Origin of the sequence: Algoriphagus algorifonticola, from assembly GCF_007655305.1 — a bacterium.
Classification (GTDB): domain Bacteria; phylum Bacteroidota; class Bacteroidia; order Cytophagales; family Cyclobacteriaceae; genus Algoriphagus; species Algoriphagus algorifonticola.
The window spans coordinates 57,078-79,360 of record NZ_VLOG01000042.1 but is presented as its reverse complement, the minus strand read 5'-3'; the positions used below and the strand labels follow the sequence as shown (position 1 = coordinate 79,360).

Here is a 22,283-nt window from a genome sequence, read left to right as displayed (position 1 = left end):
GCATGATGTTACTCGCTGATTTGAGTTTTGATTTTCCGATTACCCATCCGGGGATGAAATTCCTGATCATTCTGGTCATCATTCTTTTAGCGCCTCTTCTTCTCACTCGTCTTAAAATCCCTCCACTTCTGGGCTTAATTGTCGCCGGAGCTATCGTTGGTCCCAAAGGATTTGGATTGATGGAGCGAGACAGTGGAATAATTCTCTCAGGCACAGCAGGCTTGCTTTATATTATGTTTTTGGCAGGCTTGGAAATAGACTTTCAAGACTTTAAGTCTCATAGCAAAAAGAGTTTGGTCTTTGGAATGCTGACTTTTTTGATCCCTATGGGGCTAGGCACTTGGGTAGGATTATATCTTTTGGATTTGTCCATGATTTCTTCCGTATTGTTGGCAAGTATGTTTGCTTCACATACCCTCATAGCTTATCCGATTATTTCAAAGCTGGGAATCACAAAAAATCGTGCTGTTACGGTAGCTGTTGGGGGTACATTGATTACAGATACCCTTGCCTTATTGATTTTGGCGGTGATTGTTGGCATGAGTAAAGGGCAGGTAGGTAGCATTTTTTGGATCAAGCTAATGGTTTCATTGCTGATTTTTTCTGCGATCGTTCTCTGGGTAATGCCCCGATTTGCCAAATGGTTCTTGAAATTTAATGAGGATGCCATCCTTCAATATGTGTTCATTTTAGGCTTGGTCTTCGCAGGAGCATTAATGGCTGAAATGGCTGGCCTGGAGGGAATCATTGGCGCATTCATGGTTGGGTTAGCTCTCAACCCTTTAATTCCAAGGACGTCGCCATTAATGAACCGAGTGGAGTTTGTAGGCAATGCCATATTTATCCCATTTTTTTTGATTGGAGTAGGAATGTTGGTGGATTTCAGGGTGTTTTTTCAGGATGAGGAAACTATCAAAGTAGCCGTAGTCATGACTGTCACCGCCACCTTAGCCAAATATCTGGCTGCCTTAGGTACTCAAAAAATCTTCAATTATAGTACAAATGAAAGAAGGGTAATTTTCGGACTAAGCAATGCTCAGGCAGCCGCCACCTTGGCTGCGGTATTGATTGGTTATAATCTGATCATTGGAACAAACGATGCAGGAGAAGCCATTCGTCTGTTGCCTGAAAGTATCTTAAATGGCACCATTGTGATGATATTAATCACATGCACTCTTGCATCCATCGAAGCACAAAGAGGCGCTAAAGGCATAGTGATCAGTGAAAGTGATTTATCTGACCAAAACGTCGCAGATTTACCTGAGAGATTTTTGGTTCCTGTCAGAAATGAGGAAACTGCAGAGGAATTGATCAACTTAGCGATCAATCTCAAATCTCCAGACTCTAAAAGCGGGATTTATGCTCTCAGCATTATCAATCCGGAACAGCAGGATAGTAATGCTGAGGTAAAAGCCCAGAAAACGCTCAATAGGGCCAGTGAAAGGGCTGCTGCTACGGATCATAACTTGTATGAATTGCTCCGATATGACACGGATGTTTCCAAAGGGATTTCCAGTGTGGTTTATGAGAATAAAGCCACTGATTTAATCTTAGGATTACACGTGCAGCAACCCTTTGATGAGTCTTTTCTTGGTAATCTTACCCAAGGGCTATTGAATAAAGTCAACACCACTACCTATATCTATCGCCCTTTCAGCCCTTTTTCCAGCCAAAGAAGGATTTTAGTGATCATTCCACCGAAGGCAGAGCAGGAGTTAGGCTTTCCTTTTTGGTTGATTAAAATATGGAACCTGGCAAAAAATTCTCATGCAAGAATGATTTTCTATGTTTCTGAACCATCCAGAGAATACATAGAGGAAATTCTGGCTAATAATCCTATCCGAATAGAGTTTAGAGAATTTGCCGGTTGGGAGGAACCAGAAAATCTCCATATCCAACTGAGAAAAGATGATTTTGTAATCTTGATTTTAAGCCGAAAGGGTAACCATTCTTACCATCCCAAAATGGAAGAGTTGCCGGATTTAGTCAACCGCTGGCTGAAAGAAAAAAGCTTTTTACTGGTATATCCTAATCAACCATTCTCAGGTTCTTTTCCTGCTATGGATTTTCTTCACAGCACGCTTCCTGGTCCTTTGGATCAGATGGAGTTAATTTCTCAGGCTGTAAATAAGATTTTTAAAAAGGGGAAAAATCAAAAAGGGAATATCCCCAAGGCTAACTAATTCCAAATTCGGAAAGACCAAGAATTTGAAAACCATAGAATTATTATTTGTTTTTGGTTTATAGATGCCACTTTTTCACCACAGAAATAAATTTCATTTTTCAAATGGGGCTATTGTTTTAACTTGAAACAATAAACTCAGCCTATACCTATGTTCTCGTTTCCACCCTTTTTTGGGAAGAACTTTTCGTTTTTCCTGATAATCCTTTTGCTTTCCTTTCCACTTTTTGCGCAGGAAAATACTGGAAAAATCAAAGGGAATGTCTTCGATCAAAGTACAAGAAAAGCCTTGCCATTTGCTACCATTGCTATTTACTCGGAGAAGGATAGTTTAATTGGGGGAGGAATTACTAGTGATAATGGCAAATTTTCCATTGAACTACCAAATGGAAAATTCTATGCTCTTGTAGAGTTTATGGGCTTTGAAGCGAAAAAAACCAGCTTGTTTTCATTAGAAAAAAACAACAACACACTGGATTTAGGAGAAATTTTGCTGTCTCCTTCTGCGTCTGATTTGGAAGAAGTTTTAGTCCAGGGCGAAAAAACTCTCATGGAATTATCTCTGGACAAGAGGATATTCAATGTCGGGAAGGATTTGGCAAATGCAGGAGGAACAGCTTCAGATATCCTAATGAACCTACCTTCAGTTGCAGTCGATCCCGAAGGAAATGTCCGTCTAAGAGGATCTGCGAATGTCAGGATTTTAATTGACGGCAAACCATCTGGATTAGTCAGTTTTAAGGGAGCCGCAGGACTCAGACAATTACAGGCTAACATGGTAGAAAGGGTGGAAGTGATCACCAACCCGTCAGCGAGATATGAAGCCGAAGGAATGGCTGGCGTCATCAATATCATTCTGAAAAAAGATAATCAGCAAGGAATCAATGGATCTTTTGAGGTGATTGGAGGGACTCCTTTGAATTTAGGATTTTCCGCAAACCTAAATTATCGCAAAAAGAGGATCAATTGGTTTGTCAATTACAGCTTTGCTAGAAGGCATCAGCCTTATGTGAGTGAACTCTATCAAGAAGTATATGAAAATGGACAGACCCAGATTTTAATCCAGAATAATTCCGGTAAGGTCAAAGGCTTCAATAATTCAATCCGGGGTGGCTTGGATTATTTCTTCAGTGAAAAAAGCATATTGACTCTATCTTATCTCTGGAGAAGGAGTGATGCGAGAAGAATTACAGATATACGGTATGAAGATTATCTCAACAGTCTGAATAATTTTTTAGGCTATAGCTTAAGAAGGCAAGATGAAACAGAGCAGGAACCCAATTCAGAAATCTCTTTAAACTACAAGCGGAATTTCGAAAAGAAAGGACATGAATTAAATGCCAATTTTACCTATTTGAACTATTGGGAAAATTCTGATCAGTTATTTACCGAAAATAGATTTAACAGTAATAATCAGCCATTAAACTCTCTTGTTCAAACCTCCTTGAACGATGAGTATGAAAACCAATACCTCCTTCAGTTGGATTATGTAAAGCCCATTTCAGCGGAAGGTAAGTTTGAATCCGGATTCAGAACTAGCTTTCGGGAGATGAAAAATGATTTTGTTGTCTCCGAAGAGAACGAAAGCGGTCAGTTAAATCCAATTCCTGGTTTGGATAATATTTTTATATACAATGAAAATATTCTTGCAGCTTACACGATTTTAGGAAACAAAAGTGGCGATTGGAGCTATCAGGCAGGAATCAGGGCGGAGTACACCGATGTAGAGACCATTCTTTCAGAAACCAATGAAAGAAATCCAAGAAACTATGGAAACTTATTCCCTAGTGCCCATCTTACCTATAATATTTCTAAGGAAAATGCTCTTCAAATGAGCTATTCAAGAAGGGTTAGACGTCCTGTCTACAATGATTTGAGCCCATATGTCACTTTTTCTGATCAAAGAAACTTTTTTAGTGGCAATCCAGATTTAGACCCTGAATTCACCGATGCCTTGGAGCTAGGCCATATCAAGTACTTTGAAAAAGGAACACTCTTTACAACTGCATACTTCAGAGACACCAAGGATAAAATAGAAAGAATCAGGACTGTGGATGAACAAGGGTTTTCAGTCACCTTACCTTTCAACCTTACTGGAGAGCAAGCATTTGGTCTGGAATTGAGTGCTGACTATAAAATCAAATCCTGGTGGAAATTGGATCTAAATCTAAACTTTTTCCATGCATCCATAGACGGAAGTAATATTCAGACCGAATTTCAAGCTAAAACCTCCTCTTTTTTAGCCAGGCAAACCTCCAGATTTACACTCAAAAATGGCTGGGATCTTCAAGTAAGATCAAATTATGATGCTCGCCAAAAAACTGCCCAAGGGGTGAGAAAAGGAATCTTTTTTATGGATTTTTCTGCCAGCAAACAAATCTTAGCAGACCGGGGAAGGTTGATATTTACTGTCAATGATATTTTCAACTCCAGAAGGAACCGCTACATTACTGAAGGCTTCAATTTCTACACAGAGGGGGATTCTCAATTTATCCGAAGACAATTAAATCTAACATTTAGCTATCGCTTAAAGCCATAAGCCTGAATTGGAACAAAGGTAATGCGTCAACTTATAACCTCTCTCCTTCTAATAGCCTTTACCAACGCATTCTGTTTTGGTCAAAAAATTAATGCTGCTTATCGCCTTCCTATCCAAAAGGCTGTTTCTCCCATAACCATCGACGGGGTTTTGGATGAAAAAGCTTGGGAATTGGCAGAAGTAGCTACCAACTTTTTCATGATTACCCCGATGGATACTAGCTATGCGCAAGTTCAAACGGATGTGCGAATGACTTACGATGAGCAAAATTTATACATCATTGTAGTCAATCATCATTTGATGGAGGGGCCATACATGGTAGAATCGCTTCGTAGAGATTTTTCATTCGGAAAAAATGACAACTTTTTACTCTTCATGGACCCATTTGATGATCAGACCAATGGATTTACGTTTGGAGCAAATGCCGCAGGAGCACAATGGGACGGGATTATGTTTAATGGTGGGAGTGTGGATTTAAGCTGGGACAATAAATGGACTTCCAAAGTCAAAAATTATGAAGACAAATGGATATTTGAGGCAGCGATTCCTTTTAAATCCATCCGTTACAAAAAAGGAATTAAGGAGTGGGGAATCAATTTTTCCAGGCTTGATTTGAAGGCTACAGAAAAATCAGGCTGGGCACCTGTCCCCAGACAATTCCCATCCGCATCTTTAGCTTACACTGGAATATTAGTCTGGGATAACCCTCCACCATCAGCAGGAGCTAATGTATCCATCATTCCTTATGCCTTGGGAGGAGTTTCCCGAGATTTTGAATCTGAAAGCAGCAATATTTACAGAAAAGAAGTAGGAATGGATGCCAAGATTGCTTTGACCTCTTCTTTAAATTTAGATCTAACTGTCAACCCGGATTTTTCTCAGGTAGAAGTGGATAGGCAGGTAACCAATCTAGATAGATTTGAATTGTTTTTTCCTGAAAGAAGACAGTTTTTCCTTGAAAATGGAGACCTGTTCGCAAATTTCGGTTATAGTACAATTAGGCCATTTTTCTCAAGAAGGATAGGCTTAAATGCCCCAATTCAGTTTGGAGCCCGACTCAGTGGGAAAATTAATAAAGACTGGAGAATTGGAGCTATGAATATGCAAACAGGGGAAGTGGAATCAGATGGCCTTCCTTCTCAAAACTTCACAGTTTTAGCCTTGCAAAGGCAGGTAGGCGCACGATCCAATATCACTGGTATTTTGATTAACAAGCAATCTCTGAATTACGATCCGGATCCCGAATCGGAGCAACCTTTATATAGCCAGTTCAACCGAAATGCAGGATTGGAATACAACTTGGCCTCCTCAAACAATCTCTGGACTGGAAAAGCCATGGTTCTGAAAAGCTTCGGGCCAGATGGAACACAAGAAGGATTTGTTCATGCGGCAAATCTCAAGTATGCTTCAGGTAATCTCAGTTGGAACTGGCAACATGAATATGTTTCTGAAAATTATACTGCGGAAGTTGGTTTCGTGCCAAGGAATGGATTTTACAAGATTAGCCCGACAGTGGGATATCGTTGGTTTCCTAAGAGTGAAAAAATCCTTTCTCATGGTCCTGATGTCGGAACCACATTCTTCTTCAATACTACCGGCCAACAAACAGATAAAATCATTAATGTCGCATACAGCGTGAGATGGAGAAGCCAAAGTAACCTTACGGTCTGGATGGGCCATGATTTCGTGAGACTACAACGTCCCTTTGATCCGACCAATTTCTCAGGAGAAACTCTTCCAGCTGGATCTACACACAAATGGAATAACTGGGGAGCTGAGTATACCTCCAAACCCCAAAGCCTTTTTACTTACAGCTTTTCCACCCGAATGGGAGGTTATTATGCCGATGGTGATCGATTAAACTTTAGCAGCGAATTGGGATATAGATTCCAGCCTTTTGTCAGCATCGCAATGAGCACCAATTACAACAGGATTGTACTTCCAGAGCCTTGGAATACAACCAATTTCTGGCTAGTAGGTCCTAGGCTGGATATTACCATGACCAATACAGTCTTTTTCACGGCATTCGTTCAGTACAATGAACAGATTGAAAACATCAACCTAAATACTAGGTTTCAATGGAGATTTAAGCCGGCCTCTGACTTGTTTATAGTCTATACCGACAATTATTTACCTGCCCCTTTCTATACCAAAAACCGATCAATTGTTTTGAAATTCACCTATTGGTGGAATGTTTAGGGAGTCAACCAGTTACCATCCCATTCATTTTCTTCATTAAAAACGATTCTTAAATGTCCATTTTTGGATAGTTGTAAAACCTCTATTTGATGAGGAACAAACTCTAAAACCGTAAAAAAGTGAATATTGGAGTCACCTTCCTTCCAGCCATCATCTGGGCTCGAAATCTTAGTTCCCGGAGCTTGATCCCCAGTATATTCAGACCTTCGGTGACTTGGAATAGTTTGCCATATTTTATTCGACATTCCATCTTGAAAATGAAGGATGGTCTGTACTTTCATTCTGATTTGTACCTGCTTTTTGGGATGATACAAATGAAGCGTCGCATGGGAGTTTTGCTTTAAATCTGAGCATTTTTCAGATCTGTAATCTGTATAAACAAAAAAGTGAAGCTCCTCAGTTAGCTTTCTTAAAACTACAGTCCGAACAGAAGGACATTCATTAGAAACCGTCCCCAAATTCACCCAATGGAATGGGTGCTTGGCATCCAGCGCACCACGATGCAATTCATGTTTGACCGCTTGCCAGATTTCCTCTTTGGTGTCTTTGTCCTGAAATAACATTATTGTTCGATTGAGTTGGCTTCAAAATAAACAAGCTCGTTTTCTTCCAATTCTAAATTGATCTGAATCGGATTGCAGCATACCTCACAATCTTCAATATATTCCTGCCTGGAGACGGAAGGGTCAAGTAGCATAGAAATTTCTTCGAAGCAATAAGGGCATTGGAAAAAGTGCTCGATCATAGTGCTTTTCTTTAATTAACTTCTAAAAAGGAATTAGAGTTTAAAACAAAAAACCCCGGATTACTAAATCCGAGGTCATTTTCAATTCGATTGAATTAGACTTCAACAGATGCCTCTACATTTTTGAAGTAGACTTGTTTGTCTGCATCCAAATCCACCAAAACTGCGGAGTCATTTTTAATATAGCCTGCTAATATCTGCTTGGAAAGTTCATTTAAAATCAATCGCTGCATAGTTCGCTTCAGAGGTCTTGCACCAAACTGCGGATCAAATCCTACTTCACCTAGATAATCTAACACTTCGGTGGTTGCTTCTATCTCGATATTTGATTCAGACAATCGCTTTTGGATTTCTCTCCATTGGATATCCACGATCTTACGGATAATCTTTTTATTCAAAGGCTCAAACATGATCGTTTCATCGATTCGGTTTAAGAATTCCGGTCTGACAGATTTTTTCAATAAATCGAATACTTCTGTCTTTGTCTTTTCCAAAACCTCTTCCTTATTCCATTCCTCCATTTCCGCAAAGCGTTCCTGGATCAAATGAGAACCGATATTTGTAGTCATGATTATGATCGTGTTTTTGAAGCTGGCAATTCTACCCTTGTTATCTGTCAACCTACCATCGTCCAAAACCTGCAATAGGATATTGAACACATCTGGATGGGCTTTTTCAATCTCATCTAGTAGAATTACGGAGTAAGGTTTTCTTCGGACAGCTTCAGTCAACTGTCCACCTTCATCGTATCCGACATATCCTGGAGGAGCTCCGACTAAACGGCTGACGGCATGCCTTTCCTGATATTCAGACATATCGATCCTAACCATGGCATTTTCATCATTGAAGAGATATTCTGCCAAGGCTTTCGCCAGCTCTGTCTTACCAACTCCTGTGGTACCCATGAAGATAAAGCTACCTATGGGACGCTTCGGGTCCTGTAGGCCAGCTCTGCTACGACGAACGGCATCAGAAAGTGCAGCTATGGCTTCTTTTTGCCCGGCTATTCTTCTACCCAACTCATCTTCTAGATGAAGTAATTTTTCTCGTTCAGACTGAATCATCTTGCTAACCGGAATTCCAGTCCACTTAGATACTACAGAGGCGATATCTTCATTATCCACTTCCTCTTTGAGTAGAGGGGAACCTTGCTGCATTTCATTAAGCTGTTTTTGGAAAGACTCCAGCTTTTTCTCAGACTCGACAATTTTACCATATCGGATTTCTGCAACTTTCCCAAAATCCCCAGCGCGCTCTGCCTGTTCGGCTTCCAGTTTGAATTTATCGATATTCTCCTTTTCTCGTTGAATACCCATAATCACAGCCTTTTCACTTTCCCATTTGGCCTTCACGGACTGACGCTTTTCGGATAGCTCGGCTATTTCCTTACTCAAAGTAGCCTCCTTATCCTTGTTCTTTTCTCTCCGTATCGCCTCTCTTTCAATTTCGAGCTGCATGATTCGGCGATTCAATTCGTCTAATTCCTGAGGTAATGAGTCAATTTCCATTCTCAGTTTGGCTGCGGCCTCATCCATCAGGTCGATAGCTTTATCCGGCAAGAATCGATCTGAAATATAGCGCTGAGATAGCTCTACGGCAGCAATTACTGCATCGTCTTTGACCCTAACTCCATGGTGCAATTCATACTTATCTTTGATACCTCTGAGAATTGATATCGCGTCTGCAGCATCAGGCTCATCTACGATTACCGTTTGAAAACGTCTTTCTAAAGCTTTATCCTTTTCAATGTACTTTTGATATTCCTTTAAAGTAGTAGCTCCAATCGCATGCAATTCACCTCTAGCCAAGGCTGGCTTCAATAAATTGGCCGCATCCATGGCTCCTTCGCCACCACCTCCGGCTCCGATCAGCGTATGAATCTCATCTATAAAGAGAATAATTTCTCCATCGGAATCGGTTACTTCTTTAATTACAGCCTTCAATCTCTCCTCAAATTCCCCCTTGTATTTGGCTCCTGCCACAAGCAAACCCATATCCAAAGAAATCAAGGTCTTAGATTTGAGATTTTCCGGTACGTCACCTGAGACAATTCGTTGAGCCAGCCCCTCCACAATAGCAGTCTTACCTACTCCGGGCTCACCCAATAAGATCGGGTTGTTTTTAGTCCTCCTTGCCAGAATCTGAAGTACTCTGCGAATTTCCTCATCTCGGCCAATTACCGGGTCGATTTTACCCTTTTTGGCTAAATCATTCAGATTTTTGGAATACTTTTCCAAAGCCCTGTATTTACTTTCAGCATTGGGATCAGTCACTTTATTTCCTTGTCTAAGTTCTTTGATAGCTTCAATCAGAGGCTTTTCAGCAATACCCTGATCTTTCAACAATTGTGCAGTGGAATCTGAACCCCAAAGAATTCCTAACAGCAGGTGTTCTATTGCCACATATTCATCTCCAAAAGTTTTGAGGTAATCCTTTGCTTTTGTGAGAGCCTGATTTGCGGAGTTGGAAAGGTAGGGCTGTTGATTTCCCCCACTAACCTTTGGTAGTTTTCCTAATAGCTCTTCCAACTTCTGGGAAGCTAATTGTTTATTGGCACTGAGTTTTTTGAAAACAAACTCAGTAACATTCTCATCTTCGGAAAATATCCCCTTCAGCAGGTGAGCTGTTTCAATGGAGGGTTGCCCCGAGGCCATTGCCAGCTCAGCGGCCTTTTGGATAGCTTCCTGAGACTTGATGGTGAATTGTTTAAAATCCATATATTGATAGTGGTTTAGTTACAAGTTTACCGCTTTCTATTTGAAAATAGACAAGCTAGTATCCTTGCATCAAATCTATCGCCAATAGGATTTTTCAGCCAATCTGTCTGAAAAAGAATGTAATTATTAAAAAAATAGGAAATTTTGTCATTGAAAGAGTTCCCTATTCCTTTAGAATTCGAATCACTTCAGTGTTCTGCGCATTGGTTAATTTAAGCAAAAGGACCCCTGTTGGTAGGCTTTCTAATTCCTGCTGAATTAATCTATTGAGTTCCATAATTGAATTAGCCTGGAAAGCTGAAAAATATCGGCCCGAACTATGTATAAGCTGAACCGAGATCTCGTTTCCTTCTAAGAGATTTTTTTCAGTTGGGAAAACTCTCAAATTAGATCCTCTTACAGGATTCGGAAATGCTTGCCATTTGGAAACTTGAGAAGCCGGAGTGGCTAGCTGAGCTAATAATACCTTTCCGACATTCTTCTTCCCGGAAAAATCTACTTGCACCAAGCGATAATAAAGTCGGTCAGAATACAATGGTGGAAACTCGTCCATGAATTCATAATTAGTAACATTGTTAGTGAAGCCTTGACCCTGAACGGTCCCGATTACCTCAAAACCATCTACTCCATTGATAGACCTTTGTATCTGAAAATAATCATTTTCATATTCCTTCAGTGTAGACCATTTTAAGCTAACCTTTCTTTTTTGTTCATTTACTTCCAAAGCGTATGAACCATATTCCACAGGCAGAATTCTGGCAAAATCATAGCGAATCAGCACTATACCGCTTCCTCCTCTACCACCTGTAAAGGCATTTAAAGGAGAACTACTTCCACCTGCTCCTCCTCCAGAACCCGTGTTAGCACGACCGGGCTGGCCATTTCCTGAGACAACTGCATTACCTCCTACACCTGAACCTCCTGGTGCAGCATCACCCACTCCCGAACCCGGGTTACCTGCTACTCCACCACCGCCACCAGCAAACATTCTAGGGATGTCGGCTGGAAGAGCAGAAGGAAGTAAATTTGTGTAGAAACCATTTGAAGCTCCACGTCCCAATCCGCCTGCCCCACCGGCATTATTGTTATCAGGTTCTCCTCCAGGGCCTGCGATTCCACCTCCGCCACCTCCTCCGGTCACGGAGGTATTTCCTCTTCCACGACCGCCTGGATTTCCTAAAGCAGAATTTACAGCTTCTCCACCAAAAATGGGATCTGAAGCTCCCGTTCCGTAAGCTCCTACTGATCCACCTCCAGAGCCTCCTCGATTACCTCGGCGTTGATCGTTGTAATTAGAATTATTTCCCTCTACAACAGAATTAGCACTTCCACCACCCCCGCCACCTATAGCGGTTATATTGGTGAAGATTGGACTTGGACTTGATACTGTACTGTTTTCACCATTTTGCGCCCGAACATTAATTAAAGTAGCTCCGAGGCCTCCAGATCCAATTGAAATGCTTAGAGGTTGCCCTTGCTCCTCAGCATTATTGACTTGAAATTGCAATTGATTGGGATTCGTGATATGAATGACCTGACCAGCTCCGCCTCCACCGGCTCCTCTATTCCCGGAATCACTTCGCTTACCTCCGCCTCCACCACCTGCGATTACCAGCATTTCAGTCAACTCAGTCAAACCCTGAGGTGGTCTCCAACTATTCGTAACTCCTCCGTTATTACAAAGGAAGGCTACGATGACAAATTCGTCTGAAGAAGGTGTCCCAAAAATATATTCTCTAACGCAGGCATTGATGGTATTTGTCCTTTTGAGTTGTGTTTGTGAAAATGCAGGATTAAACCCCAAAAGGCTAAGACCAAAAAACAATAAATAACTTACTAGTATATTTTTTTTCATCCTCTTTCACTATTCAACTTTAGGTTCGGTCTGTTATAGCTACGAGGAGTGATTCTATTCTGGATTAATTACTGAATAATAAAAAAGCGCCCCTTAAATGAAGAGGCGCCTTGTGCAAATTCGAAATTCAAACTAAATAAGGAGGCTACTTTTTCGCATAATCTTCTACTGCCTGCCAAACTCTGAAGATATTTTTATAGCAAATTTTCTCAATATCCTCTTTAGAATAGCCTCTTTTCAAAAGTTCTGCAATCAAATTGGGGAACATGGAGACATCCTTCAATCCAGTAGGCAAGGAATCCCCAACTCCGTCGAAATCAGAGCCAAATCCTACATGATCAATCCCTACCAGATTAACTACATGGTCAATATGGTCAGCCACTTTCTGAACAGAGGGGAAAGGGTTATTAGCCGCTGCATAAGATTCCGCATATGCTCTGAAAGCAGAATCGCTTCTGCTTAGATTATTTTCAGCCATATAGTTCACCAAATGCTCTCGCACTTTGGAAGAGCCCGCCGCATAAGTCGAATCAATAAAACTCCCACCAAAATTGATCATCATCACTCCACCGCTTTTGGCCATAGCCTGAATCAATTCATCACTCATATTTCTCTCAAACCCAGGGGTAAATTTTCTAGCTGAAGAATGCGAGGCGATTACTGGAACTTGGGTTATTGCCAAGGCATCTTTAAATGTTTCATCGGAAACGTGACTTAAATCCACCATGATCCCCACTCGGTTCATTTCCTTCACTACTTGCTCTCCATATTCAGACAGCCCGCCGTGGGGTCTTAATGAATCATAACTGGAATCTCCGATCAAATTTGCTTTCCCATGGGTCAAAGTGATATAGCGGATGCCTCTCTGATGAAAATACTCCACATTGGAAATATCATCTTCCAAACCAGCTCCATTTTCCATTCCCATTGGTAATGAGACTAGGCCTTTGGCAAAGTTGGCCTCTACATCCGCAGGACTGTAAGCCATGGCAAATTTATCCGGAAAGGTCTCGGCTAGTCGCTCTGTCATGAGAATCAAGGAATCCGCCAATGCTTTGGAAGCTCCTGGGACCTGCTGATTTCCGGCTGGGATATAAATTGACATGAAAGGGGCATCTAAGCCTCCCTCCTTAGCTCTCGGGAAATCAAAATTTCCGTCAGGGGTTCTCACAGAAACATCCAGAATCTCTCTTTGCAAAGTAAATCCTCCCACTTTCATCCTGTAAGGTAAGTCAACATGGCCATCTACCATGATGGTGTTTTGGGCTATTTCTTTAGCAATTTCCAATCGTTCTTCATCGGACATTTGAGTGTAATCCACCTCCGTATTTTCAGAAGTTTGACAAGAAGATAGAATCGCCGCAAATGCGAGAAAGCTCAGGTATTTTTTCATGTGTTTATAATTTGTTTTTCAAAGGTCACATGGAATCTCGCATATTTTTCCCGATACATCGGGGCATCCCAGTGTGTTTCGGCTCCGACATGCTCGATTTCATCATAAGGTTGGTTTCAAATTGGAATATAAAACCTTTTGAAGAATGACTCAGAAAAAATCCACCAATGGTTAAACCAGCCAAAGAATCATTGATTTCTAAGCTCAGAATTATAAAAATCCAAAGAATCAATTGAATTATCGTAAATTACATTTAACCAATAGCAGCACCATGAAAAAAGCCATTTACATTTTTGTCATTTCAATTTTAATCATCTCTTGTTCGGAGAAGTATAACTCACCCATTCAAGTTGACATCGCTACAGAGTTGGAGGAAGAGCTAAAAGACGGTAGACTTCTAGTTATTTTTTCTCCGGACAGTACTCCCGAACCGAGATTCGGAATCAATGATGAAGTGAGTAGCAATCAGGTTTTTGGGATGGATTTCGAAGATTTCGAAGCAGGTAATCCTATCATTTTAGATCCTGAAAGCTTTGGATATCCCGTTGAGCAACTCAAGGATTTCCCAAAAGGAGAATATTACGTTCAGGCCTTTATTCAGAAATATGAAACTTTTGAACGCGCTGATGGCCACACTGTAAAACTTCCCATGGATCAGGGAGAGGGCCGTCAATGGGCAAGAGCTCCAAAAAATATTTACAGCACTCCGAAGAAAGTCCTTTTGGACGGAGAGAATCTCAGCCTGACTATTGACCAGGAAATTCCACCATTTCAAGAACCCGAAGACACAGAATACATCAAGCATATCAAAATCAAATCAGAGTTACTTTCCAAATTTTGGGGTCGGGATATGTACTTAGGTGCTCATGTTTTGATTCCAGAAGGCTTTGATCAAAATCCAAATCACTATTATCCCCTGATGGTTTTTCACGGGCATTTTCCTGATGATTTTGGAGGATTTAGGACCATTCCTCCTGATCCGGAATTAGGAGAAGATGATTACAGTGCTCGCTTTGGAATCTATGGTTATGCCAAACTTCAGCAGCAAGAAGCCTATGATTTTTACCAAAAATGGATTTCACCGGATTTCAAGCGATTCATTATCATAGAAATCCAACACGCTAATCCTTATTATGACGACAGTTATGCTGTAAATTCTGAAAATTTAGGCCCATACGGAGATGCAATCACTTACGAATTGATCCCACATATAGAAAAGCAGTTTAGAGGAATAGGTGAGGGCTGGGCAAGATTTTTATATGGAGGATCCACAGGCGGATGGGAAGCTTTGGCCGCTCAGGTATTTTATCCGGAGGAATACAACGGCTGTTTTGCAGCATGCCCTGACCCTATAGATTTTAGGGCTTACACAACGGTTAATCTGTATGAGGATAAAAATGCGTATTTCTTAAACGGAACGTTCCGAAAAACTCCGAGAGTTGGCAAAAGGAACTATTTAGGCCATGTATCTGCTATGTTAAAGGATATGAACCATAAAGAATTGGCTCTTGGTGGAGATAAAAGCCGTTCAGGAGATCAATTTGATATTTGGCAAGCGGTATATTCTCCAGTAGGAAATGATGGCTATCCCGAACCTATCTGGAATAAACAAACCGGCGAAATTAATCCTGAGGTTGCAGCTTATTGGAAGGAAAATTTTGATCTCCGATATATTATGGAAAGGGACTGGAAAAAGCTCGGACCAAATTTGGAGGGTAAAATCAATATTTACTGTGGCGATATGGACAACTATTACCTCAATAATGCTGTTTACCTGACAGAAGCTTTTTTGGAGCAAACTCAAGATCCTTATTACGCTGGAGAAGTAGCCTATGGGGATAGAGCTGAACATTGCTGGAATGGTGATCCAAGCCTTCCCAATTACATCACTCGTCTTCGTTACAATACCATGTATTTAGATAAAATCGAGGAAAGATTGAGAGTAACAGCTCCATCAAATTTTAATCAACAAAACTGGACACTAACCAAAAATTAAAAAAATGAAATCAACCATCAAATTAGGCCTACTTGGCCTTTCAGCAAGCTTTTTATTTGCACAATGTGGACCTCAGAAAACTGAGGGAACTGAAGAAGTTGCAGTAATTGAAGAGGTAAAAACTCCAACGCTCACCAAACTTTGGGAAACACCTGCCACGCTAGAGACAGTGGAGTCAGTTCTTTACGATGATGCGACAGGTACAATTTATACCTCCAACATAATTGGCCAAGATCCATTGGGAAAAGATGGAAAAGGATCAATTTCCATTATTGACAATGAAGGGAATATTGTAACTCAAGATTGGGTTACTGGATTGAACGCTCCAAAAGGAATGGGCATCAGTAACGGAAAATTGTATGTCACTGATATTGATCAGTTAGTCGAAATCGATATAGCAACGGCGAAAGTATCCAACAGATGGCCTGTTCAGGGAGCTCAATTCCTGAATGATGTGGCTACTCATGATGGCAAAGTTTATTTCACAGACATGAACACTGGAAAAGTTCACATGTATGCTGATGGGAAAATCAGTACCATCTCAGAAGGACATGACAGTATCAATGGTATAGCAGTTGCGAATGATGGAACTATTTATGGTTTGGATGCATCTGGCTTGAAGAAATGGAATGCAGATGGTACCGCTGAGGTGGTCAACGATGCGGTAACAGGAGGAGATGGCTTGGTGATCTTAGGAGACGGAAACTTTGTGGCTTCAAGATGGCAAGGAGAAATTTGGTTTGCGAGTGCTGAAGATCAAACAATTCTACTGGACACCAAAGCTGAAGAATCCAACACAGCCGACATTGGATACAATCCATCTGAGATGATTGTATATGTACCTACCTTCTTCAAAAACAAGGTAGTAGCCTATAAACTGGATTACTAAAGCATAGCTTTATAGATCAAAGAAGCTAGAAAATCAGCTCCTTTTTTCTTCTCTAAGTTGTTTATAATCCACTCATGGAAACTCAAATAAGGAATAGAGTTTTTCCATGCCGATTCTGCATTATTGTCCTTACCTTTATAACGATTCTGATTAGCAATGAAAAAAAGAATCAAATAACCCGAATATTATGAGTTCAAAACCTATCAATTACGAGCTGGAAAAAAACATGGAAGTCATTTCCCAGCTGGATGCCATCGTCGGAGATGCTGTGGATAATGTGCTGGTAGATCCTGATGACTGTTGGCAGCCATCTGATTTTCTTCCGGACATGTCCAATCCAGAAGCGATTGAAGACATTAAATTATTGCAAATGCGGGCGGAAGGAATTCCAGATACCGTTTTGACTTCTCTGGTAGGAAATATGATTACGGAAGAGGCATTGCCTTCCTATCAGACTTATTTTAATTTGTTGGAAGGAATCAACGAAGAAAGAAATCTTCTTTCTCCTTCAGGCTGGGTAAGATGGTCAAAAGCTTGGACTGCAGAAGAGAACCGTCACGGTGATCTTTTAAACAAGTATCTCTACCTAACAGGAAGAGTGGATATGAAGGCCGTAGAACAAACCATCCACCGTTTGATTTCGAATGGATTTGACCCAAAATCTGAATCTGATCCCTATCAGGCTATGATTTATACCTCTTTTCAGGAAAGAGCTACTAAGATTTCTCACGTTAACACTGGTAAACTTGCTGATAAAGCTGGAGATCATGTGCTTTCAAGAATTTGTAAAACCATTGCAGGTGATGAAGCCAGGCACGAAAAGGCCTATAAAACCTTCATGTCTAAAATTTTTGAAATAGATCCTAGTGGCGCTATGGTTGCCTTCGAAAAAATGATGCGCAAGCAGATTGTCATGCCGGCAGTATTAATGGGAGAAGGTGGAAGCCGTCAATCTTTGTATAAAGATTTCTCGGAGATAACCCAAAAAGTTGGAATCTACACAGGTTGGGATTATGCTAGAATCATTCAACACTTGGTGGATCACTGGAAAGTTGAAGCTGTAACCGGCTTAAATGATATGGCCGCAAAAGCTCAAGATTACTTATCTAATCTTGCTGATAGATATATGAGATTGGCAGACCGAATGAAAGCACCTGATGAGGTGAAGCTAGCTTGGTTGAAATAAATCATTCCAAAACCACGAATAAAAGTCCTGTCTTTACCGCAGGACTTTTTTTGTATATTTCTATTCTTCAAAAAGCTAAACTTATGATTCAAAGAATATTTCCACTGACTCTCTTATTCCTGTTTTGTTTACAAATAAGCTATGCACAGTCATTCAAAGTTAATTCAGACAGACTTCATGCCTCTTTAATGCAGCTTTCCACCTTTGGGAAAAATGAAAAAGGGGGAACGGATAGAGTTGCATATAGTGATTATGATCTGCAGGCTAGGAACTATGTAATCAGCCTGATGAAAGATGCTGGTCTGAGTGTTTCCATTGATTTTGCAGGAAATATTATCGGAAGAAGAAAGGGAACAAGCGATACTTTAAAGCCCATCGCATTTGGATCACATATAGATGAAGTGCCTAATGGAGGAGATTACGATGGACCTGTAGGATCTATGTCATCTATTGAAGTCATCAAGACCTTAGCTGAAAATAATTTTACCACTAAACATCCTTTGGAAGTAATCATATTTACCAATGAAGAAGGTGGAGTTGTAGGAAGTAGGGCTTTGGTAGGCCAATTGAGTAAAGAGGCACTACAAGTAGTAAGTAATGCAGGAATCACTCAATATGAGGGCATCAAAAAATTAGGAGGGAATCCTGATAGAATCAATGAAATTAAAAGAAATCCGGGTGATTTGGCGGCTTTTTTAGAATTACATATCGAGCAAGGAGCGAATCTCTACAATGAAAAGAAAGACATTGGTGTAGTGGAAGGGATTGTAGCCATTGACTGGTGGGATATCACTTTTATAGGATTTGCCAATCATGCCGGTACTACTCCAATGAATCTTCGAAAAGACCCTATGCTGGCAGCCGCAAAGTTCATTCTAGCGGTAAACCAAACAGTAAAATCCTACGAAGGAAGACAGGTAGCAACAGTTGGAAAAATTCAGGCATTCCCTGGAGCTGGCAACGTAATACCAGGAGAAGTTAAGCTCAATTTAGAAATGCGGGATCTCTCTTCAGAAAAAATTTGGACTATTTATAAGGACTTGGAAAAGCAAGCCCAGAGTATAGCAGAGGAATTTGATGTTGAGTTTAATTCCAAACATATTGAGGTTGCATCCAAACCAGCATTAGCTGACCCAGAGGTCAGAAGGGTAATTCAGGCTCAAGCAGAAAAACTGGGACTATCAACTCTAAGCCTTCCGAGTGGAGCTGGTCATGATGCTCAAGAAATGGCTAGAATTGCTCCCATGGGTATGATTTTTATTCCAAGTAAAGATGGAATTAGCCATGCACCTTCTGAATTCTCCAGCAAAGAGGATATTGCCAATGGCGCCAACGTACTTCTTTACACCATTTTAGAACTGGATAAGAAGCTTCAGTAGTCGAAAAAAAATCAATTCACTAAACTTTTTAGGGCTTTTTTTCATTTAAATGTATATACATTAATTAGCTATGAGAAAGATCAAAAAAATACACAAATCAGAATATAGACCTATCGCAGACCTTGTCACATATAGTCCTATGCCGACCAGGTCTTTACAGATGATAGATCCTTTTTTGTTTTTGAATCATCACGGATTTCAAACATACCCCGAGTACAATCAAGGACTCCCATTTGGACCTCATCCACATAGAGGAATGGAAACAGTAACCTTCATTTTGGAAGGTGATATTATGCACAAGGATTCTAGCGGACATGAGTCTGTAATTGGGCCTGGAGGAGTTCAGTATATGACTGCTGGGAAGGGCTTGATACATGCTGAAGTTTCCAGCTCTGAATTCAAGAAAAATGGTGGTGATTTGGAGATTCTGCAATTATGGTTAAATCTTCCAGCTGCGAAAAAAATGATGGATCCGAATTATGTTGGCTTGCAGAAAGATGAAATTCCAACCTTTGAGTTGAGCGAAGGTAAAATTCAGGTGCAGCAACTCTTTGGTGAATGGAATGGTGTAAATGGCGCTTTTGAAGGTACCTTCCCTATTACCATGAGCACCATTTATTTAGAAGACGGCAGCCAGTTTACTAAGGAGATCCCTGAAGATGAGAATATCTTTTTTTACTTGGTTCGCGGTGAGGTAACAGTCAATCAAGAAGAAGTTCAATTCCGACATTTGGTAGAATTTGAAAATAAAGAATCTACTCTTTCCGTGGAAGCTCATGAAAAATCAATTCTAATTTTAGGCCATGCTAAGCCTTTCAATGAGCCAGTTGTGGCTCAAGGACCATTTGTCATGAATTCTCAGCAAGAGATCTATGAGGCTTATGAAGATTACCAGCAAGGAAAATTTGGTTCTTGGAATGGTTAAGAATCAATAATGTCTTGGGAGATCAGCCGATAAATTTCAGCTATTTGCTCATTGTAATTTAAAAAGCGATGATGGTCTTCCAAGACTTCATAATCTTCCCGAATGGCAGGACCAGTTTGCGCTTTTTGAGCCCCTATCTGTAAACTTTTTGAGATAGTTTCAATAATTAGAGGTTTGATCATTTCGAAATCTAAGCCTTGCCTTCTCATTATTTCCTCAGCAATTCTGATCATGTGGTTTGAAAAATTACTAGCAAAAACAGCTGCCACATGCACTGCCTTTCTATCTTTGGATCTCACCAAATAAGTTAAGTTAGAAATACTTTTTGCCAGCTTTTTTAGCTTTTGCAATACCTCCTGATCATCAGATTCCAATAAAAAAGGGACTTCTGACAAATCCATTTTTTGTCCCATGGTGAAGGATTGCAATGGATATAATATTCCAGTAAAGGTAGCTGAGCTATAACCTAATATATCCAATGGTGTAGTTCCGGAAGTATGAACCAAAATACTTCCCTCTGGCAAAATAACTGAATCGGCAATTTCAAGTATGGCATCATCTTTTACTGCCAGAATAAATATCTCAGCTTCACTTTCCGAAAAATCCAAGTCCTCTTTAGCTTCTGCTGCATAAACTCGCTCAGTGATTCTCCCAGCCTTCTCAATATCTCTGGCATAAACCTCCGTAATCATATGCCCTGCATCCTCCAAGGCCGGAGCTAAATGCCAGGCTACATTTCCTGCTCCTAAAATGGCTATTTTGAACTTCATGACGGAATTAAGCTATTTTTTAGGCAAAATAAAAAAGCCATTTCCCAAAAGAGAAATGGCTTCATTCAATCAATTTCAATCTTATATATGTAAGGCTCTATTATCAGTAGCCGCCAAACAGGCCTCTTTAAACGCTTCAGTATAAGTAGGGTGAGCATGGGACATTCTCGCGATATCTTCTGCAGAAGCTCTGTACTCCATCGCAACCACTGCTTCAGCGATCATATCTGCAGTTCTAGGTCCAATCATATGTACTCCCAGTATTTCGTCTGTCTCAGCATCTGCTAAAACCTTTACTAAGCCATCAGTATCCATAGAGGCTCTTGCTCTACCTGATGCCATAAATGGGAATTTCCCTGATTTATATTTTATACCCTTTTCCTTCAACTGCTCCTCCGTATATCCAACAGAAGCAACCTCCGGCCAGGTATAGACTACTCCCGGAATCAGGTTATAATTAATGTGAGGTTTTTGACCGGCAATTGTTTCTGCAACAAAGGTACCTTCTTCCTCAGCCTTATGAGCCAACATAGCACCTTTAACTACGTCACCAATAGCATAGATATGTGAGGCGGAAGTTTGCAAATACTCATTCACTTCCACTTGCCCTCTGTCATTCAACTTGACACCAGCAGCTTCAGCATTCAGGCCTTCAGTATATGGCTTTCTCCCAATAGAAACTAAAACATAATCGCCCTTGATCTCGATGGTTTCTCCTTTTCCGTTTTCAGCCTTTACGATTACTTCTTTTCCTTTATTTTCTACAGAAGTCACCTTGTGCTTCAAATAAAACTCAAAGCTTAATTTCTTTAAAGACTTTTGAAGCTCTTTGCCCATAGTCTTATCCATAGAAGGAATCAAAGAATCCATATACTCGACTACAGAGACCTTTGCTCCCATTCTACCATAAACGGATCCTAATTCCATTCCAATCACACCACCGCCAATCACGATCAAGTGCTTTGGAATTTCCTTCATTTTCAAAGCTTCGGTAGAAGTAATCACTCTATCCTTATCCAGCTTAATAAAAGGCAAAGAAGCTGGTTTAGAACCCGTAGCTATAATGATATTTTTGCCTTGAATCTCTTCAGACTTACCATCCTCTTTAGTCACTTTGATGGTATTCTTATCTACAAAAGAACCCATTCCGTGGTGTACATCAATTTTATTCTTCTTCATCAAAAATTGAATGCCATCCACGTTTTGCTTGACCACATCATCCTTTCTGGAAATCATCTGTTTCAAATCCACTTTCAGATTACTCAAATTAATACCATGAGTTTTGAAAGTATGGGCAGCATTATGATAATGCTCTGAGGAGTCAAGTAAAGCTTTAGAAGGAATACAGCCTACATTAAGGCATGTTCCACCCAATGTTGAATATTTTTCAATAATGGCTGTTTTCATGCCCAATTGAGCAGCTCTGATCGCTGCCACATATCCTCCCGGGCCGGAGCCAATTACTATAATTTCGTACATTTTATTTTAGATTTTAGATGCAAGAAACG

At 40.5% G+C, this 22,283-nt stretch carries 15 protein-coding genes; 8 read left to right on the top strand and 7 right to left on the bottom strand.

The window, feature by feature from the left end:
- Positions 1–2 precede the first annotated feature (2 nt).
- From FL972_RS10965 to FL972_RS10955, 3 genes are all read left to right on the top strand, one after another.
- Positions 3–2,183, top strand: a complete 2,181-nt coding sequence (locus FL972_RS10965) for a cation:proton antiporter (RefSeq protein WP_144605441.1) — start codon at positions 3–5, stop codon at positions 2,181–2,183.
- A 150-nt stretch (positions 2,184–2,333) separates the two neighbouring features.
- A complete protein-coding gene (locus tag FL972_RS10960; protein WP_144605439.1) occupies positions 2,334–4,721 on the top strand; it encodes an outer membrane beta-barrel family protein in 2,388 nt (795 codons plus the stop codon).
- A gap of 21 nt (positions 4,722–4,742) precedes the next feature.
- Entirely contained in the window at positions 4,743–6,920 is a 2,178-nt protein-coding gene (locus FL972_RS10955; protein ID WP_144605437.1) for a DUF5916 domain-containing protein, read from the top strand.
- Here FL972_RS10955 and FL972_RS10950 read toward each other — a convergent pair.
- From FL972_RS10950 to FL972_RS10930, 5 genes are all read right to left on the bottom strand, one after another.
- On the bottom strand, positions 6,917–7,483 hold the full coding sequence (locus FL972_RS10950) for a pyridoxamine 5'-phosphate oxidase family protein (protein WP_144605436.1): 567 nt from the start codon (positions 7,481–7,483) through the stop codon (positions 6,917–6,919). The genes FL972_RS10955 and FL972_RS10950 overlap by 4 nt on opposite strands.
- Positions 7,483–7,665 (bottom strand): CPXCG motif-containing cysteine-rich protein, encoded by a 183-nt coding sequence (locus FL972_RS10945; protein ID WP_091651010.1) that lies wholly within the window; start codon positions 7,663–7,665, stop codon positions 7,483–7,485. The genes FL972_RS10950 and FL972_RS10945 overlap by 1 nt, the downstream gene beginning before the upstream one ends.
- A 95-nt stretch (positions 7,666–7,760) precedes the next feature.
- Positions 7,761–10,382, bottom strand: coding sequence for an ATP-dependent chaperone ClpB (gene clpB / locus FL972_RS10940; RefSeq protein ID WP_144605435.1), 2,622 nt, complete (start codon positions 10,380–10,382; stop codon positions 7,761–7,763).
- Between the two features lie 163 nt (positions 10,383–10,545).
- Positions 10,546–12,237 carry a T9SS type A sorting domain-containing protein gene (locus tag FL972_RS10935; protein ID WP_144605434.1) on the bottom strand — a complete coding sequence of 564 codons (1,692 nt, stop codon included), beginning with the start codon at positions 12,235–12,237 and terminating at the stop codon, positions 10,546–10,548.
- 145 nt (positions 12,238–12,382) lie between these two features.
- The gene (locus tag FL972_RS10930; protein ID WP_144605432.1) at positions 12,383–13,630 is read right to left on the bottom strand and encodes a dipeptidase; all 1,248 of its coding nucleotides are present in this window, start codon (positions 13,628–13,630) and stop codon (positions 12,383–12,385) included.
- Positions 13,631–13,901: 271 nt separating this feature from the next.
- On the opposite strand from FL972_RS10930, the gene FL972_RS10925 reads away from it, so the two are divergent.
- The 5 genes from FL972_RS10925 (at position 13,902) to FL972_RS10905 (ending at position 20,005) form a co-directional block, all read left to right on the top strand.
- A complete protein-coding gene (locus tag FL972_RS10925) occupies positions 13,902–15,626 on the top strand; it encodes an alpha/beta hydrolase-fold protein (RefSeq protein ID WP_144605430.1) in 1,725 nt (574 codons plus the stop codon).
- A 4-nt stretch (positions 15,627–15,630) separates the two neighbouring features.
- Positions 15,631–16,515, top strand: coding sequence for an SMP-30/gluconolactonase/LRE family protein (locus FL972_RS10920; protein WP_144605428.1), 885 nt, complete (start codon positions 15,631–15,633; stop codon positions 16,513–16,515).
- A gap of 187 nt (positions 16,516–16,702) precedes the next feature.
- Positions 16,703–17,701, top strand: coding sequence for an acyl-ACP desaturase (locus FL972_RS10915; RefSeq protein ID WP_394344573.1), 999 nt, complete (start codon positions 16,703–16,705; stop codon positions 17,699–17,701).
- 83 nt (positions 17,702–17,784) lie between these two features.
- Positions 17,785–19,080 carry a Zn-dependent hydrolase gene (locus tag FL972_RS10910; protein WP_186300105.1) on the top strand — a complete coding sequence of 432 codons (1,296 nt, stop codon included), beginning with the start codon at positions 17,785–17,787 and terminating at the stop codon, positions 19,078–19,080.
- A gap of 70 nt (positions 19,081–19,150) precedes the next feature.
- Positions 19,151–20,005 (top strand): pirin family protein, encoded by an 855-nt coding sequence (locus FL972_RS10905; protein ID WP_144605425.1) that lies wholly within the window; start codon positions 19,151–19,153, stop codon positions 20,003–20,005.
- On the opposite strand, the gene FL972_RS10900 is transcribed toward FL972_RS10905, so the two are convergent.
- Together FL972_RS10900 and lpdA are read right to left on the bottom strand one after the other, a co-directional pair.
- Positions 20,002–20,775 carry a Rossmann-like and DUF2520 domain-containing protein gene (locus tag FL972_RS10900; RefSeq protein ID WP_144605423.1) on the bottom strand — a complete coding sequence of 258 codons (774 nt, stop codon included), beginning with the start codon at positions 20,773–20,775 and terminating at the stop codon, positions 20,002–20,004. The genes FL972_RS10905 and FL972_RS10900 overlap by 4 nt on opposite strands.
- 81 nt (positions 20,776–20,856) lie before the next feature.
- Positions 20,857–22,254 (bottom strand): dihydrolipoyl dehydrogenase, encoded by a 1,398-nt coding sequence (lpdA, locus tag FL972_RS10895; RefSeq protein WP_144605421.1) that lies wholly within the window; start codon positions 22,252–22,254, stop codon positions 20,857–20,859.
- Positions 22,255–22,283: the final 29 nt, after the last annotated feature.